Origin of the sequence: Muribaculum intestinale, assembly GCF_002201515.1 — a bacterium.
GTDB lineage: Bacteria > Bacteroidota > Bacteroidia > Bacteroidales > Muribaculaceae > Muribaculum > Muribaculum intestinale.
Genome location: NZ_CP021421.1, coordinates 873,138 through 890,904 on the forward strand (window position 1 = coordinate 873,138; position 17,767 = coordinate 890,904).

A 17,767-nucleotide genomic window follows, 5' to 3' on the forward strand; every position below is an offset into this window, starting at 1 on the left:
TCCGGCGCCGGCCGTTATTGAAGATTATGAGTAAACTTACTTGTTTTCGAGGGTCTCAACTTCAGGATCCACACCCCACTGCTGCTGGGCGAGACGCTTGTAGTTGTTGTAACGCCACTGTGCGTTGGCCTTTGCTGCGGCGAAGAGCTCGGCAGCTTCTGCGGGATACTGCTTCATTACAGAAGCGTAGCGTACCTCGCCCTTGAGGAAGCCTTCGAACTCGTCCCAGTTGGGTTCCTTGCTGTCGAGAGTGAAGGGGTTCTTGCCTTCCATCTCGGCTGCGGGGTTGTAGCGCCAGAGGTGCCAGTAGCCGCATGCAACGGCGTTGACCTCTTCCTGCTGAGCCTTGCCCATACCGGCCTTGATACCATGGTTGATACAGGGAGCGTAGGCGATAATCAGCGAAGGACCGTCGTAAGCCTCAGCCTCGCGGATGGCCTTGAGGGTCTGAGCCTGATCGGCGCCCATAGCCACCTGTGCAACGTAAACGTAGCCGTAGGTTGTAGCGATAAGACCGAGGTCTTTCTTGCGGATGCGCTTGCCCGAAGCGGCAAACTTGGCGATAGCGCCGATAGGTGTGGCCTTTGATGCCTGGCCGCCGGTGTTGGAGTATACCTCGGTATCAAGTACGAGGATATTGACATCCTTGCCCGAAGCAATAACGTGGTCGAGACCGCCGAAGCCGATATCGTAGGAAGCACCGTCGCCGCCGATAATCCACTGGCTGCGCTTAACAAGATAGTGCTTGAGCTCGAGCACCTTCTTGCAGGCGGGACAGCCGCAAGCCTCCATCAGAGGAATGATGGCGTCGGCAATTTCGCGCGAACGCTCGGCGTTGTCCTTCTCGTCGAGCCACTGTGTGGCGAGAGCCTTGATTTCGTCGGAGCAGTCAGCACAGTCAAGAAGCGCGCGCATCTCAACATCGAGGCGTGCACGGAGCTTGTCGTTGGCGAGGGTCATACCCATGCCGAACTCGCAGAAGTCCTCGAAGAGGCTGTTGGCCCATGCGGGACCGTGGCCATTCTCGTCGGTGGTATAAGGAGTCGAGGGCACAGAACCTGAGTAGATAGACGAACATCCGGTAGCGTTGGCCACAATCTCGCGGTTGCCGAAGAGCTGGGTGATGAGCTTCACATAGGGAGTCTCGCCACAGCCGGAGCATGCGCCTGAGAATTCGAAGAGCGGAGTTGCAAACTGCGAGTTCTTCACGTTGGCCTTGATGTCGACGAGATTCTGCTTCGACTTGACGGAAGCCACGCAGTAATCCCACTCGGCCTGTACGGGAAGCTGTGTCTCAAGAGGCTTCATTACGAGAGCCTTGTTGCCCTTCTTGCCTGGACATACGTCAACGCAGTTGGAGCAGCCGAGACAGTCGAGCACGTCTACGCTCTGGATAAAGCGCATGCCGGTGAACTGCTTGCCGATAGCGGGGATGGTGGCATCCTCGCCGAAGGGTGCTGCAGCCATTTCCTCGGGAGTGAGGACGAACGGACGGATAGCGGCGTGGGGACATACGTAGGCACACTTGTTACACTGGATACAGTTTTCTTCAACCCACTCGGGAACGAATGCGGCGACACCGCGCTTCTCGTATGTGGCTGTGCCCTGCTCCCATGTGCCGTCGGTAATGTCGACAAAAGCGCTTACGGGAAGAAGGTCGCCATCCTGAGCGTTGATGGGACGTACGATGTTGTTGATGAAAGCGGGATCGTTGTTGGCAACGGCAGCATCATCGGCGAGCGAAGCCCATGCGGAATCCACGTCGAGCTTGTGGTATTCGCCACCACGGTCAACGGCTGCATAGTTCTTGTCGACAACGTCCTGGCCCTTCTTGCCATAGCTCTTGACGATGAATTTCTTCATCTGCTCAACGGCGAGATCAACGGGGATAACCTCGGTAATGCGGAAGAATGCCGACTGGAGGATGGTGTTGGTACGGTTGCCGAGACCAATCTCCTGAGCAATCTTGGTAGCGTTGATATAGTATACTGTGATGTCGTTTTCAGCGAAGAAGCGCTTAACCTTGTTGGGAAGGTTCTTGGCAAGCTCCTCTCCATCCCAGATGGTGTTGAGAAGGAATGTACCGCCCTTGCGGAGACCGCGAGTCACGTCGTACATATGGAGGTAAGCCTGCACGTGACATGCCACGAAGTTGGGGGTTGTCACCAGATAAGTAGAGCGGATGGGCTCGTCGCCGAAGCGGAGGTGAGAGCAGGTGAATCCGCCCGACTTCTTGGAGTCGTAGGAGAAGTAGGCCTGGCAGTACTTGTTGGTGTTGTCGCCGATAATCTTCACCGAGTTCTTGTTGGCACCGACTGTACCGTCGGCTCCAAGGCCGTAGAATTTAGCCTCGAATGTGCCGGCAGCGCCGAGAGCCACCTCCTCCTTGAGGGGGAGCGACTGGAAGGTAACGTCGTCGACGATACCGAGCGAGAAGTTGTTCTTCGGCTGTGGAAGAGCAAGATTCTCGAACACAGAGATAATCTGTGCGGGAGTGGTGTCCTTGGAGGCAAGGCCGTAGCGACCGCCAACGATTACAGGAGCGTTCTCAACGCCGTAGAAGCAGTCGACTACGTCGAGGTACAGAGGTTCGCCCTTTGCACCGGGTTCTTTGGTGCGGTCGAGAACGGCGATTTTCTTTGCGGTCTTGGGCACAGCGGCGAGGAAGTGCTTTGCAGAGAAAGGACGGTAGAGGTGAACGCTCACCAGACCTACCTTCTCGCCATTGGCGTTGAGATGGTCGATAGCCTCCTGAGCGGCCTGGGTAACGGAACCCATGGCGATAATCACACGCTCGGCATCCTCGGCTCCGTAGTAGTTGAACAGGCCGTATTTGCGTCCGGTGATTTCGGAAATCTTGTTCATATATTCCTCTACGATTGCGGGCACAGCGTCGTAGTACTTGTTGCATGCCTCGCGGTGCTGGAAGAATACGTCGGGATTCTCGGCCATACCGCGTGCTACGGGAGCATCGGGATTGAGGGCGCGGGCGCGGAACTCGGCGAGAGCCTCGCGGTCTACGAGAGGAGCGAGGTCATCATTTTCGAGAGCCTCGATTTTCTGTATTTCGTGGCTGGTACGGAATCCGTCGAAGAAGTTGACGAAAGGTACGCGGCTCTTGATTGTTGCAAGATGAGCAACACCGGAAAGATCCATTACTTCCTGCACTGAACCTTCTGCCAGCATGGCGAATCCGGTCTGACGTACCGACATCACATCCTGATGATCACCAAAGATGCTCAGGGCATGGCTTGCAAGTGTACGGGCCGAAACATGGAACACGCACGGGAGCAGCTCGCCGGCAATCTTGTACATGTTGGGAATCATTAGCAGCAAGCCCTGCGAAGCGGTATAGGTGGTAGTAAGCGCACCGGCCTGAAGCGAACCGTGCACGGCACCTGCCGCACCGGCCTCAGACTGCATCTCCTGTACAAGAACAGTTTCACCGAAGATGTTTTTACGACCGGCCGCAGCCCACTCGTCGACATATTCTGCCATTGTCGATGAAGGCGTGATGGGATATATGGCAGCCACTTCCGAGAACATGTAGCTCACATGTGCGGCGGCCTGGTTTCCATCACAGGTCAGGAATTTTTTTTCTTTACTCATAACTGTGTATCTAAATTTTGAAATTTATGGATTCTATCTGTATTATAGGATGATGGTCATAGCTGCTGGTAAGGTGGTGGCTCCGGACTGCCCGTTAGGGCGATGAGGGACACTACTATATCAATCTGTAATACCACTCTACTGAGAGAGTGGGCTTCAGACACATGCCGGCAGACAAACCCACCACACCTGTTTGCGGCAAAATTACTCAATTTAGCCGAACCGTCCAAATTTTATCAAACTGTGTTTTTCAGTTTTTACAGTCTTTATGATTATAGTCTGCAAGTAGTGCATCTCCAAGTTGAACAAAATGCCACCGCTGAGACGTTTAATATCAAAAATCCTCCCGATGTAAATATCAGAGAGCACTCTGAACATTTTTTAACGGTTTACTCAATTAAAATACATCTCGCCAAGAAAAAAATACCGCGTGTCGCTTCATTTTCATTAAAAAATTTTTTACTTTTGCGATGAAACTGCAAGTTTGCCCGTTTTCTTCACTCCGAAAGAGCTGACAATCCTACCCGATACCGCGATAAAACATCAATTCGCACACCCTATTATAGATTATTAAACCACCTCATATACACTTGGTCATGAACGACAACAACGCTAAGACACACTACGACGTGATTGTGATAGGCGGAGGTGCCACAGGCGCCGGGACTGCCCGCGACTGCGCCATGCGTGGTCTGAAAACGCTCCTCGTAGAACGTTTCGACTTTACCGCCGGCGCAACCGGACGCAACCACGGCCTGCTGCACAGCGGCGCCCGCTATGCGGTGACCGATCAGGAATCGGCAACAGAGTGCATCAAGGAGAATATGATTCTCCGCCGTATCGCACGCCACTGTGTGGAAGACACCGGCGGACTTTTCATCACCCTCCCGGAGGATGACCTTGCATATCAGAAGACATTTATCGAATCGTGCCTGAAGGCCGGCATCAATGCCGAAGCCATCGACCCCAAGGATGCGATGCGCATCGAGCCGGCGGTAAACCCCGACATTATCGGAGCCGTAAAGGTGCCTGACGGAGCAATCGACCCGTTCCGCCTCACAGTAGCCAATGTGGTGGCGGGCCGCCAGAACGGAGCCGATGTGCTTACCTACCACCAGGTAATCGACTTCGAGCGCGAAGGCAACCGTCTAACAGGAGTGAAGCTGCGCGACACCCGCACAGGAGAGGAGCATACCGAACATGCCGACCTCATGATTAACGCCGGAGGCATATGGGGACACAACATCGCGTCGCTCGCAGGAATCACCATCAATATGTTCCCGGCAAAAGGCGCGCTGCTGATTTTCGGACACCGTGTCAACAATGTCGTTATCAACCGATGCCGCAAGCCTGCCGATGCCGACATACTCGTTCCCGGCGACACTATATCACTAATAGGCACGACCTCATCGAGAGTGCCATACGACCAGATTGACAACATGGAGGTAACACCCGAGGAGGTTGACGTGTTGCTGCGCGAGGGCATCAAGATAGCTCCCTCTCTGGCATACACACGCATATTGCGCGCATATGCCGGAGTAAGACCTCTGGTAGCCGCCGACAACGACCCGTCAGGGCGCTCGATATCGCGAGGCATCGTGTGTTTGGACCATGCCGTACGCGACGGCATAGAGGGCTTCATCACCATTACCGGCGGAAAGCTCATGACTTACCGTCTGATGGCCGAGTGGGCCACCGATATGGCAATGAGAAAACTCGGCAAGGAAGGAGCGTGCACCACAGCCGAAGTGCCTCTGCCGGGCTCGGAACTTGACAACAGCTATGGTAAAGAACAGGAATTCACCCATCATCACGCACACACTATCTCACTGCCGGTGGGACAGAAGGCCGCCGAAGACCGCCACGGCACACTGAGTTCACAGATTGAATTCAACAGTCTGGAGGATGAAGCCGTAGTATGCGAATGTGAGCAGGTGAGCGTAGGCGAAATCAAATATGCCATAGACCACCTTCAGGTAGGCAACCTCATAAATCTGCGCCGACGCACACGACTCGGAATGGGCACATGCCAGGGTGAGCTCTGCGCATGCCGTGCCGCAGGATTGCTCGTCAAGGCCAACAACTGCGCCGAGCGCACACTGCGCGACCTCTCGTCGTTCATCAATGAGAGATGGAAGGGCATGTGCCCCGTGTCATGGGGCGAGACCCTTGTAGAGGGACAATTCATGTCGTGGCTCTACGAGGGGGTATGCGGTATCGACAAGATAGCCCTCCCTGAGGATGTAATCGATACAAAGTAATCCTCACACACAACCATTCCAGAAGATAACCAAATTCAGCCAACTGCATACACATGAGATACGATACCATAATAATAGGCGGCGGCATGGGCGGCCTCGTCACAGGCATAAACCTGTTGCGCCAGGGGCAGAAAGTGGCCGTGATTTCAGCCGGACAGAGCGCGCTCCACTTCAACTCGGGCTCATTCGGACTGTACGGACGCCACAACGGCGAGGATATCACCGACAACCCTCTCGATTACATAAAAGGGCTGCCTGAGACACATCCCTACAGCAAGGTAGGAATCGACAATATATTAAAGTACATACCGCAGGTCAAGCCCCTGTTTGAAGAGGTCGGCGTGACCCTACACGGCGACGAAAAGCGCAACCATTACCGTCTCACCCCGATAGGGATGCTCAAGCCGGCATGGCTGTCGATGGAAGGATACGCCACTGCCGACAGTCCTGCGCCATTGTCGTGGGGCAAGGCGCTACTTGTAAATATCCAGGGATATCTCGACTTCTATCCTCAGTTCCTTTCACGTGGCCTTGAAAAGGCCGGACTGAAAGTGGAGTCGCGCACATTCACCCTCGACAGCCTGCAGCATCTGCGCAAGAGCGCCACCGAGATGCGTGCCACCAATATCGCCCGTGTGCTCGACGGAAATGTACTCCGCGACGTAGCCCGCCATATCAACCGGTTTATCGACGAGACAGACGCTACTACTGTAATCATGCCGGCAGTAATCGGTATGTTTGACGAGTCGCCGATAAGGCTGCTACAAGAGCAGGTAAAAGTGCCGGTAAGGTTCATCTCGACAATACCGATGTCGGTAGGCGGCATGAGGGCACAGATGAAACTGCGCACATGGTTTCACCAGCATGGCGGCACCTACCTGCTTGGCGACATCGTGACCCGCGGCACAATCGACGGCGGACGCGTGAAGGAGATATACACCGCCAACCTTGCCGACATGCCTCTGGCTGCCGACAACTTCGTAATCGCATCCGGCTCATTCCTGAGTCATGGACTCGAGGCCAATCCCGACAGCGTATACGAACCCATATTCGGACTCGATGTCGTGGCCGACCCCAACCGTCCGCAGTGGTGCGACCCCGACCTTTACAAGGAACAGCGTTTCGAACATTACGGCATAGCTACCGACAGTTCGCTCCGCGTAAGCCACAAGGGCTCGACTCTCGACAATCTCTTTGCCGCAGGCGCTGTAATCGGCGGCTGCAATGCCCTCAAAGAGGAGTCAGGCGCCGGAGTGACACTGATGACCGCTTTCAAGGTAGCCGACCAGATATTAAACAGCAAGAAAGGAGGAAAGCAATGAGCACACCTGCAATAAATCCTGCTGAAGCCCGCGTACAGTCGCTCAGCAATCCCTGCTATCAGGCAGCAAATATAAGCGACAACAACTTCGAGGACTGTATAAAGTGTACAATCTGCACGGTATACTGCCCCGTGACGCCGGTCAATCCCGACTTTCCGGGACCTAAACAGGCCGGTCCCGACGGCGAACGCTACCGACTGAAGAAGCCCTTCTACTACGACGAGGCTTTGAAATACTGCCTGAATTGCAAGCGATGTGAAGTGGCCTGCCCATCCAACGTGCGCATCGGCGACATCATTCAGTCGGCCCGTCTGCACTACAGCAAGAAGAAGCCGTCGCTCCGCGACAAGATGCTCGCGTCGACCGACTTTGTAGGCACCATGGCCACTCCGTTCGCCCCGATTGTCAACGGAATGCTGCACCTCAAGCCAATGAAGGTCGTGCTCGACAAGGTGATGGGTATCGACAAGCACCGTCAGTTCCCGTCATACAGCCATACGACATTCACATCATGGTTCAAGCGCCATGCTCCCGAGCAAAGCCGCTACGCCAACCAGGTGAGCTACTTCCACGGATGCTATGTCAACTACAACTATCCGCAGCTCGGCAAAGACTTCGTGACGGTGATGAACGCTATCGGCTACGGTGTAAACTTGCTCGACAAGGAGAAATGCTGCGGTGTGGCCAAAATAGCCAACAACCTTGTGGATGCGGCACGGCGCGACGCCAACATAAACCTCGAGTCGATACGCAAGTCGGTGGCCAAAGGGCTGGAAGTGCTTACAACCAGCTCGACATGCACGCTTACCATGCGCGACGAATATCACCACATACTTGACATCGACACCCACGACGTACGTGACCATATACAACTCGCCACTCGCTTTGTATACAACCTCATCGACAAGGGCAAAGTGAAAGTGGCTTTCCGCCCTGATTTCAAGCGCAGAGTCGCATACCACACTCCATGCCACATGGAAAAACTCGGATGGGCCATCTACTCGACCTCCCTGCTGAAAATGATACCCGGGCTGGAATTCGTTCCACTGGAGTCGGTATGCTGCGGCATCGCCGGCACCTACGGATTCAAGAAGGAGAATTACAACTATTCCCAGCAGATAGGCAATGCGCTCTTCGAGCAGATTACCCATGCCGGAGTCGACAGCGTAGCCACCGACTGCGAGACCTGCAAATGGCAGATTGAGATGTCGACGGGAGTACATGTCGACAATCCGATAAGCATATTCGCCGAAGCTCTCGACATTGAGGCCACCCGCCGCCTCAACGGATTGTAAACCTTAACCGACAGGGAGAAAGCAGTGTCTGCGACATATGCTTTCTCCCCGTCATCATCAATAAGACAACGCCTTCAATCATACCACCCCTCTCACCATTTATTCAGAAAAAACACTTTCTAACAATGGAAAAGAACAACATTTACGCGTCTTGGGATCCGGATGTAGCCAAGCGCTTCAAATCATGGCAGTTGCGCACTATCGTAGTATCGATGATAGGATATGCCATCTACTATTTCGTTCGCAAAAACTTCTCACTTGCGATGCCCGGCCTCACTGCGCAGTACGGTATTTCCAACACCAGTTTCGGTATCGTAATCGGTATCGGCTCGCTCATCTACGGATTCTCACGCTTCGCCAACGGCTTTATCGTCGACAAATTCAGCGCACGCACCATCATGGCCATCGGCCTGCTCCTGTGCGCGCTCAGCAACTTCGCATTCGGCTGGGGTGTAAATATCTCGGCATGGATAACAGGTGTGTCGGAAGGGCCCGACCTCATCAATATGCTCATCCTGGTGATGGGTATCACAATCGTGCTCAACCAGGCATTCCAAGGTGTGGGATATCCACCGTGCGCGCGTCTGCTGCCTTGCTGGATACATCCATCGGAACTCGCCACAAAGATGTCGATATGGAACACCTCCCACTCCATCGGTGCTGGAGCTGCAGTAATCGCCTGCGGCTACATCATGGGCTCTATGGGTACCGACCTCAGCAACAACCCTGAAATCATCAACCGTGTGGCCGCCAACCTTAAACTTGATCCCTCGACAGCCGAAGGCATGAACCAGATACTCCAGTATGCCCGGCACTGGGATGCATGGCAGTGGTGCTTCTGGATTCCGGCTGTAATCGCCGTATTCGGCGCAGCATGGCTCTACTTCGGTCTCCGCGACGACCCTCAGTCGGTAGGCCTGCCCGAACTCCCCGGCACAAAGACCGGCAAGAGCACAGCCTCCGGCGCAAAAAATCCCTCACATGGCCGTTTCCTCAAGGTAATGGTATGGACCAACCGTTGGATCTGGACACTCTGTATCGCCAACGTATTTGTATATGTGATGCGCATGGGTATCCTCGACTGGGGTCCCAAGTTCCTGACCGAATCGCGCGGCATGAGCATCGAGGCAGCCGCATGGTCAGTAGCCGTCTTTGAATTCTTCGCCATCGTGGGCACCATCGCCGCCGGATGGGCCACCGACCATATCTTCAACGGAAAGGCCCACCGCATGTGCCTCGTCTGCATGGCTGCCGCTGCAATATTCATGACCCTGTTCATACTCTTCCCCAACATGCCTGTAGTAGGCTCCATCGCACTGCTCGCAGGCGCCGGATTCTTCATCTACGGTCCGCAGGCACTTATCGGCATCGGATCGGCCAACCAAGCCACCAAGGAAGCTGCCGCCACCGCCAACGGCCTGGCCGGCATATTCGGCTATGTAGGCTCGTTCCTGTCGGCAATCGGCGTGGGCATCATCGCCGACACCTACGGCTGGAACACCGTGTTCTATCTCATCATCGGTGTAGGCATACTCGGCGCAGTAACATTCGCCACCATGTGGCTCGCTCCTCGCGACGGATACGCCCGCTCGCAGGCTTTCTACGCATCCGAGGCCAAGAACGTGGCTGAAGCCGAAGAGAACATCGCCATCAACGGTGACTGACCGGCCAAAACCGACGAGTAAACAAAAAAATGTATATTTTATGACATCCGGTTTAGGACATTCCGGGATTCGCGCATCATAATATATACATCACATGATTCTAACCACACAATATAATATCATCTCCAAATGAAACGCATTGCAATTATCAGCGCCGCCCTGGCTCTCTTTGCTGGAGCTGCATCGGCCCAGCAGGTTGTAGCACACCGCGGCTACTGGACTGCTCCGGGCTCGGCTCAGAACTCAATCAGATCGCTCGTTAAAGCCGACTCGGTAGGCGTATACGGCTCAGAGTTTGACGTATGGATGCTGGCCGACGGTCAGCTTGTCGTAAACCACGACCGCAAATTCAAGGGCGCCCATTTCGAAAAAGACTCCTACGCCAAAGTGCAGCAGATACGCCTCGACAACGGCGAGACCGTGCCTACCCTCGACGAATACCTTGCCGAATGCTCCAACCTGCCCAAGACACGCGTAGTGCTCGAAATGAAGTCGCTCATGGACCCATCGCGCGAAGACGAGATGGCCGCAAAGATTGTCGACGCTCTTAAGAAGTACCAGTTGCTCAACCGCACCGACATCATCGCATTCTCCATCAACGCCTGCATGGCATTCAAGAAACTGCTCCCCGTGGGTGTGCCCATCTACTATCTCGACGGTGACCTCGCCCCGAAAAAAATCAAGAAGCTCGGCCTCGCAGGCATGGACTACTCAATCAAGGCGCTGCGCGAGCATCCCGAGTGGATTAAGGAGGCCCAGAAACTCGGTCTGAAAGTCAACGTATGGACAGTCGACGAGCCCGAGGACATACAGTTCTTCATCGACCACGGCGTCGACTACATCACCACCAACTATCCGGAAAGAGTGCAGAAGATGCTTGCCGACAGCAACAAAACTGCCAAGACTTCCAAGAAAAAGAAGAAATAAACCCCCAGGCCGCTACGTTATAGCAGAAGAGCGTGTTTAATCCGTTAAACACGCTCTTCTCTCAAATAGCCCCCTAACAATCCCACTCTACCCTATGGAACAAGTCCTGACCCCTTTCGCCCGTCCTCTTTATATTATGACCAAGCCCGCCGGCTCGTCGTGCAACCTGGCATGCGAATACTGCTACTACCTCGAGAAAAAAAAATTATACAAGGACGCATCAGCCGACCGGCGCCATGTCATGTCCGACGACATGCTTGAGCGCTTTATAAAGATGTATATCGAGTCGCAGTCGATGCCGCAGATACTCTTCAGCTGGCATGGCGGCGAGACCCTCATGCGCCCGCTGTCATTCTACAAAAAGGTTATCGAGCTGCAGAAAAAATATGGCGGCGGACTGGTAATCGACAATTCCATCCAGACCAACGGCACACTGCTCACCGACGAATGGTGCCGATTTTTCAAGGACAACAACTGGCTTGTGGGCGTATCGGTCGACGGCCCACAGGAGTTTCACGACGAGTACCGCCGCAACAACATCGGCGCGCCATCGTTCCACAAGGTGATGCGCGGCATCAACCTGCTGAAAAAACATGGCGTAGAATGGAACGCCCTCGCCGTGGTCAACGACTTCAACGCCGACTATCCGCTCGACTTCTACCACTTCTTCAAGGAAATCGAATGTCGATACATACAGTTCACCCCCATTGTAGAGCGCATCATACCCCACACCGACGGGCGCACACTGGCCTCGCCGATGGATGCACACGATGCCCCGCTGGCCGACTTCTCGGTATCGCCCGCGCAGTGGGGCGAGTTTCTGTGTACCATCTTCGACGAATGGGTGAAAAACGATGTGGGACAATACTTCATCCAGCTGTTCGACTCCACGCTTGCCAACTGGGCCGGCGTGCAGCCCGGCGTATGCACCATGGCGCGCACATGCGGCCACGCCGGGGTGATGGAGTTCAACGGCGATGTCTACTCCTGCGACCATTTCGTATTCCCCGAATACAAGCTCGGCAACATCCGCGAAAAGACACTCGTCGAGATGATGTACAGCGACCGGCAGCAGAAATTCGGCACCGATAAATACGACTCCCTCCCCGGTCAGTGCCGCCGCTGCAAGTACCTGTTTGCATGCAACGGCGAATGCCCCAAAAACCGCTTCACAGTCACCGCCGACGGTGAGCCGGGCCTCAATTATCTATGCGAGGGCTACTACCGCTTCTTCGAACATGTAGCCCCCTACATGGACTTCATGAAAAACGAGCTCGACAATCAGCGGCCACCGTCCAACGTAATGAACGCACGATTCTGACAAATCACGGCAGAATAGCGCTAAACGTCTGTGTAATATAAATTTTAACCGATTTTTAGCATATTATCGCGCTGAGGCGTCATATATAAAATATCTATACAATTTTCTAACCAATAAACCAATCCTGAAAACAATGCGAAAATTCTCCTGCTTCGTATCAGCCATGCTGGCTGGCGCAGCCTGGATGGCCGCCCAGTCCAAGCCCAACGTAATTGTCGTGCTTGCCGACGACCTCGGCTTCGGCGACGTTAGCGCCTACGGCTCCAAAACCATCAGTACCCCCAACATCGACCGACTCGCTCGTGGAGGCGTATGCTTCAACAACGCTTACGCCACATCGGCCACTTCCACTCCCAGCCGCTACGCCCTGATGACAGGCATGTACCCCTGGAAAAACCCCGATGCCAAGATTCTCCCGGGCGACGCCCCCCTGATTATCCGCGAGGATGAGTTCACCCTCCCCAAAATGATGCGCGAGGCAGGTTATGCCACCGGAGCCATCGGAAAATGGCACCTCGGCATGGGCAAGGGTAAAATCAACTGGAACAAGACCGTAAAGCCCGGAGCAAACCAGATAGGATTTGACTACTCATGTCTGATTGCCGCCACCAATGACCGCGTGCCTACCGTATATATCGAAAACGGCGATGTAGTGGGCCTCGACAAGAACGACCCCATCGAGGTTGACTATGAGAAAAACTTCCCGGGAGAACCCACCGCCATCGACAACCCCGAAATGCTGCGCATGAAGTGGCACCACGGCCACAACAACTCCATCGTCAACGGCATCCCACGCATCGGCTTCATGAAGGGCGGGACAGCAGCACGCTGGCGCGACGAAGACATGGCCGACTATTTCGTAGGAAAGGTGAAAGACTACATCACCGCACATGCCGACGCGCCCTTCTTCCTCTACTACGGTCTGCATGAGCCCCACGTGCCGCGCGCTCCCCACGAACGCTTTGCCGGCTCCACCACCATGGGCCCCCGCGGCGACGCTATAGTTGAGGCCGACTGGTGTGTCGGACAGCTTATCGACCATCTTGAGAAAGAGGGTATCCTCGACAACACCATGATTATCTTCTCCAGCGACAACGGCCCCGTGCTCCAGGACGGATATTACGACGAAGCTGTCAAGAAAGTAGGCGACCACAGCCCCACAGGCGGACGCCGTGGCGGAAAATACAGTCTCTTCGACGGCGGAACACACATCCCCCTTTTCGTATACTGGAAAGGACATATCGCCCCGCTCAACTCCGACGAATTCGTATGCCAGATGGACCTCCTCCCCTCTCTCGCCAAAATGGTAGACGGTAATGTACCGGCCGGACTCGACGGCATCGAGACTCTCGACGCATTCATGGGCAAAGGAGCATCCAACCGCAAAGACCTCGTTATCGAAGCCAAGAGCAAGGTAGCGTTCCGCACCGGCCCGTGGGTGATGATACCTCCCTACAAGGGCAAAGCACGCAACGTTACCGGCAACGAGCTCGGCAACCTGAAAGAGTATGCCCTGTTCAATCTCGTCGACGACCCCGCCCAGCTGACCAACGTGGCCGACAAGTATCCCGAAGTGCTCGAAGACCTCAAGAAACGTCTCGCCGCACAGACCGACGGCAAGATTGTCAACAACTAAGTACATAAGTAACGTAACTACTCATAGCTGCATCTGCGGCCAACACTATTTTACATAAAGCCCCGGAGTACGCACCGATATACGGTTCGCACTCCGTGGCTTTTTTTCATGTCTGCAACGTGCCGAAATACAAAAAGCAATCGATTTCGTATACAAAAAGCAATCGATTTCGTATACAAAAAGCAATCGATTTCGTATACAAAAATTAACTTTATTATTGTCAAAAGTTAATTATATTTAATAAAATAGGGGGGGTGAAAAGTTGTTAATTATTTAGTACTATATTTGCGTTCACATGTGATTAAAATCTGACCATACCATTGGAAAAGTTAGCTATAAATCCTGACCAATTCTTCGGAAAGTTGGCCTTTAAATCTGACCATCCCTTCGGAAAAAGTTAGTAATTTGAATCCCGTCTGTTAAGCTCAATTCAGCCATTAAATTCTAATATTAATCCCATATCACAATTTAACTTGACTTGCATGATAACACGTCTGCTAATTTCTGTATTAATGCTGCTTCCTCTCATCGGTTGGGCACAAAGCCCCATGACCGTTACCGGAACAGTCTACGATGGCACTGACGAACCGCTGATTGGTGTCAGTGTCATGGTCAAGGGTACCGCCAACGGTACAGCCACTGACTTCGATGGTAATTTCTCTATCAAAGCCGCCAAAGGAAACACACTCGTGTTCAGCTACATCGGCTATTCCACCACCGAAATCAAAGTTGAAAACGACCAGCCCATGCGCATAGTCCTGAAAGAAGACAGTAAGGTCCTCGACGAAGTCGTGGTAACTGCTCTCGGTATCAAGCGCAAAGAATCCTCTCTCACATACGCCACCCAGGAAATCAAAGGTGACGACCTCATGAAAGTCCAGGACGCCAACTTTGTCAACGCCCTCAACGGCAAGGTATCGGGTGTCACCATCACACAGAGTGCAGGTGGTGCAGGCGGTACCTCTAAAATCCTTCTCCGCGGTAACAAGTCGGTAATGGGCAACAACAGCCCGCTTATCGTTGTCGACGGTATACCCATGACCAACCAGGTAGGCAAGTCGGCCGAGTCCAACTGGGACAGCGGTAGCGGCCTTGGCTACTCAGGTTCGTCCGAAGGCGGCGACGCGCTCTCGCTCATCAATCCCGACGACATCGAGAGCATCAACGTGCTCAAGGGTGCCAACGCTGCCGCACTCTACGGCTCCGCTGCCGCCAACGGTGTACTTATGATTACAACAAAGAAAGGTAAAGAAGGTTCGATCAGCATCACTGTAAACTCCAACGTGACCTTCGACAAGCCCCTCTCTACACCCGAGCTCCAGAACATATACGGCTCCAAGGTCAATGTCAATCCCGCCACCGGCGAGGCTATCAACATGCCGCTCGGCGCATGGGGCAAGCGCATCGGCACATACAGCGAAGCCGAGCTCGCCTACGCCAACGCAAAACTACGCAACTACACATCCGACCACGTCGACGACTTCTTCCGCACAGGAACTACCTGGAACAACTCCGTATCAATTTCCGGAGGTACAGAGAAAGTCCGCTCATACTTCTCGTATGCCAACTCCAACTCACAGGGTATGGTGCCCAACAACTCCTACAACCGTAACACCTTCTCATTCCGTCAGAACTACAATCTCATCAACAACAAACTCAAGATTGACGTTTCTATCAACTACGTATCCGCCAAAAACAAGAACCGTCCCGGCGGCGGCACCGTGATGAACCCCCTCTACGACCTATACCGTGTGCCCGGCAACATTGACATGGACTACTACCGCGACAACTATGTCAACTGGAACGGACAGTGGGAGTCAAACGACATCACTTATCTCGACAATTCAGGAAAGTCTGTAATTGGCCGTACAATGCTCGAAGGTCCCCAGCAGATCTGGGCCTACCCGATGGCCGGCAACAATAACCCTTACTGGCTCACCCACATGAACCGCGGCCAGCAGACCGAAGAGCGTGTCTACGGCTCCGCCACCGTAAGCTACCAGATTATCGACGGCCTTATGGTACAGGCACGTCTCAACATCGACCGCTCAAAATTCCAGGGCTACACCAACCGCTACGCCACCACACAGAACGTAGCCCAGATGGAAGACTTCGGCATCTACGGCCAGGACATATACTCAAGTAACGACTGGTATATTGACGTAATGGCAAACTACAACAAGACCTTCGCCGAGGCCCTCTCCGTATCGGCGTCTACCGGTTGGGTAGGCCACACCGTAAAGGGTACCACACAGAAAATTTGGACACAGGCCACATACTTCGAGCCCCTCTCGATGCGCAAAATGCCTACTCTCGTAAACTACTTCGACCCCACCGCACGCTGGTCGGGCGGCAACGGAGGCAGCTACAGCAAGTCGTCCAACTGGGATAAGGGTTGGTTCTTCACAGGCCAGGTAGGCTGGAAAGACATGGTTTACCTCGAAGGCAGCTACCGTATCGACTGGTACCGTGCGTTCAAGCAGTTTGCCGACCGAGGCACATCCGACCACTACGGCTACTGGTCACTCGGCGCCAACACCCTCGTTCACCGCTATCTCACACTCCCCGAGGTAATCACCCACCTCAAGCTCCGCGCCTCTTACTCTGAGGTAGGTAACTCTATCCCCAACGAAGTGTTCGCCAAGGGTTCGGCCAATCTCGCCACCGGCGCAGTCGCCACCAATACCTACGGCTACTTCGACAACCCCCTCCCCGAAAAGTCCAAATCATTTGAGGCCGGTTTCGACATCTCGCTCTTCAACAGCAACCTCAACTGGGACCTCACCTACTACAACACCAACCTCACCAACAGCTACTTCATAGCAGCCACAACCGGCGGCAAGTCCAAACCCGTAAACACCGGCTCTATCCGCAACCAGGGTATCGAGACATCAATCTCCTACAATATCCTCGCCGGCCGCGACTGGATGTGGAAGACAGGCTTCAACGTTGCCTACAACGACAACAAGATCGAGAAGACCTTCAAGGACGAGCAGGGCAACCCCTCGAAGATGGAGCAGCTCATCGCCAACGGCTCTATCGCAGTACGCTATGAAGAGGGCGGCTCCTACGGCGATATCTATGCCCTCGACTTCCGCCGCAACGCCGACGGCTCGATTTATATCGACCCCAAGGCCGGCACCCCCGTCAAAGGCACATCCTACGTATACCTTGGCAACATGAACTCCAAGTGGAACCTCGGCTGGTCAAATACCGTACGCTGGAAAGATCTCTCGCTCTACTTCCTTATCTCAGGCCGTATCGGCGGCAAGTTCATCTCCCTCACCGAGGCCTACCTAGACCAGGCCGGTATCTCCAAGCGCACAGCCGACGCACGTCTCGCCTATGAAGCCAACCCCGAAAAGCTCACATGGGTATCGGCCGACGGACAGACCCGCAAGCCCGGTATGTACGCCCACGGCACACTCGTTCCCATCGAGGACTACTACAACACTGTAGGCGGCCAGCAGATTGCATCCGAGTATGTATACGACGCCACCAACTTCCGCCTCGGCGAGGTTTCGGTAAGCTATACCCTCCGCAACCTCTTCAAGGGCGCCATCAAGGGCCTCACAGTTTCGGCTGTCGGTCGCAACCTCTTCTTCATCTACAAGGATTGTCCCTCCGATCCCGACATCGCCCTCTCTACCAAGAACGGTCTCGGCGCGTTTGACATCTTCAACATGCCCTCTGCCCGCTCCTATGGCTTCAACCTCAAACTTGAGTTCTAAT

9 protein-coding genes are annotated in these 17,767 nt (G+C 54.1%); 8 read left to right on the forward strand and 1 reads right to left on the reverse strand.

Translation table 11 applies throughout. From position 1 onward, the window contains the following. Positions 1-36: 36 nt before the first annotated feature. Entirely contained in the window at positions 37-3,609 is a 3,573-nt protein-coding gene (gene nifJ / locus ADH68_RS03715) for a pyruvate:ferredoxin (flavodoxin) oxidoreductase (RefSeq protein WP_068959748.1), read from the reverse strand. A gap of 596 nt (positions 3,610-4,205) precedes the next feature. Between nifJ and glpA the strand changes: the two genes are divergently transcribed. From glpA to ADH68_RS03755, 8 genes are all read left to right on the forward strand, one after another. Beyond that, entirely contained in the window at positions 4,206-5,870 is a 1,665-nt protein-coding gene (gene glpA / locus ADH68_RS03720; protein WP_068959747.1) for an anaerobic glycerol-3-phosphate dehydrogenase subunit A, read from the forward strand. A 53-nt stretch (positions 5,871-5,923) separates the two neighbouring features. Further along, complete coding sequence (glpB, locus tag ADH68_RS03725) at positions 5,924-7,192, forward strand: anaerobic glycerol-3-phosphate dehydrogenase subunit GlpB (protein WP_068959746.1); 1,269 nt, start codon at positions 5,924-5,926, stop codon at positions 7,190-7,192. Then, complete coding sequence (gene glpC / locus ADH68_RS03730; protein WP_084273890.1) at positions 7,189-8,487, forward strand: anaerobic glycerol-3-phosphate dehydrogenase subunit GlpC; 1,299 nt, start codon at positions 7,189-7,191, stop codon at positions 8,485-8,487. Before glpB ends, glpC begins: the two co-directional genes overlap by 4 nt. Positions 8,488-8,612: 125 nt before the next feature. Beyond that, a complete protein-coding gene (locus ADH68_RS03735) occupies positions 8,613-10,151 on the forward strand; it encodes an MFS transporter (RefSeq protein WP_068959745.1) in 1,539 nt (512 codons plus the stop codon). Between the two features lie 129 nt (positions 10,152-10,280). After that, positions 10,281-11,078 carry a glycerophosphodiester phosphodiesterase family protein gene (locus ADH68_RS03740; RefSeq protein WP_068959744.1) on the forward strand — a complete coding sequence of 266 codons (798 nt, stop codon included), beginning with the start codon at positions 10,281-10,283 and terminating at the stop codon, positions 11,076-11,078. Between the two features lie 94 nt (positions 11,079-11,172). Beyond that, complete coding sequence (locus tag ADH68_RS03745) at positions 11,173-12,399, forward strand: anaerobic sulfatase-maturation protein (RefSeq protein ID WP_068959743.1); 1,227 nt, start codon at positions 11,173-11,175, stop codon at positions 12,397-12,399. A gap of 133 nt (positions 12,400-12,532) precedes the next feature. Further along, positions 12,533-14,035 (forward strand): sulfatase-like hydrolase/transferase, encoded by a 1,503-nt coding sequence (locus tag ADH68_RS03750; RefSeq protein WP_068959742.1) that lies wholly within the window; start codon positions 12,533-12,535, stop codon positions 14,033-14,035. 548 nt (positions 14,036-14,583) lie between these two features. Continuing rightward, positions 14,584-17,766: a SusC/RagA family TonB-linked outer membrane protein gene (locus ADH68_RS03755; protein WP_235606685.1), complete on the forward strand. Its 3,183-nt coding sequence runs from the start codon at positions 14,584-14,586 to the stop codon at positions 17,764-17,766. Position 17,767 lies beyond the last annotated feature (1 nt).

Coding starts and splice junctions, on each gene's coding strand:
- ADH68_RS03755 (WP_235606685.1), top strand. CDS start 14,584: ATGACCGTTACCGGAACAGTCTACGATGGCACTGACGAACCGCTGATT.
- glpC (WP_084273890.1), top strand. CDS start 7,189: ATGAGCACACCTGCAATAAATCCTGCTGAAGCCCGCGTACAGTCGCTC.
- ADH68_RS03735 (WP_068959745.1), top strand. CDS start 8,613: ATGGAAAAGAACAACATTTACGCGTCTTGGGATCCGGATGTAGCCAAG.
- glpA (WP_068959747.1), top strand. CDS start 4,206: ATGAACGACAACAACGCTAAGACACACTACGACGTGATTGTGATAGGC.
- ADH68_RS03750 (WP_068959742.1), top strand. CDS start 12,533: ATGCGAAAATTCTCCTGCTTCGTATCAGCCATGCTGGCTGGCGCAGCC.
- nifJ (WP_068959748.1), bottom strand. CDS start 3,609: ATGAGTAAAGAAAAAAAATTCCTGACCTGTGATGGAAACCAGGCCGCC.
- ADH68_RS03740 (WP_068959744.1), top strand. CDS start 10,281: ATGAAACGCATTGCAATTATCAGCGCCGCCCTGGCTCTCTTTGCTGGA.
- ADH68_RS03745 (WP_068959743.1), top strand. CDS start 11,173: ATGGAACAAGTCCTGACCCCTTTCGCCCGTCCTCTTTATATTATGACC.
- glpB (WP_068959746.1), top strand. CDS start 5,924: ATGAGATACGATACCATAATAATAGGCGGCGGCATGGGCGGCCTCGTC.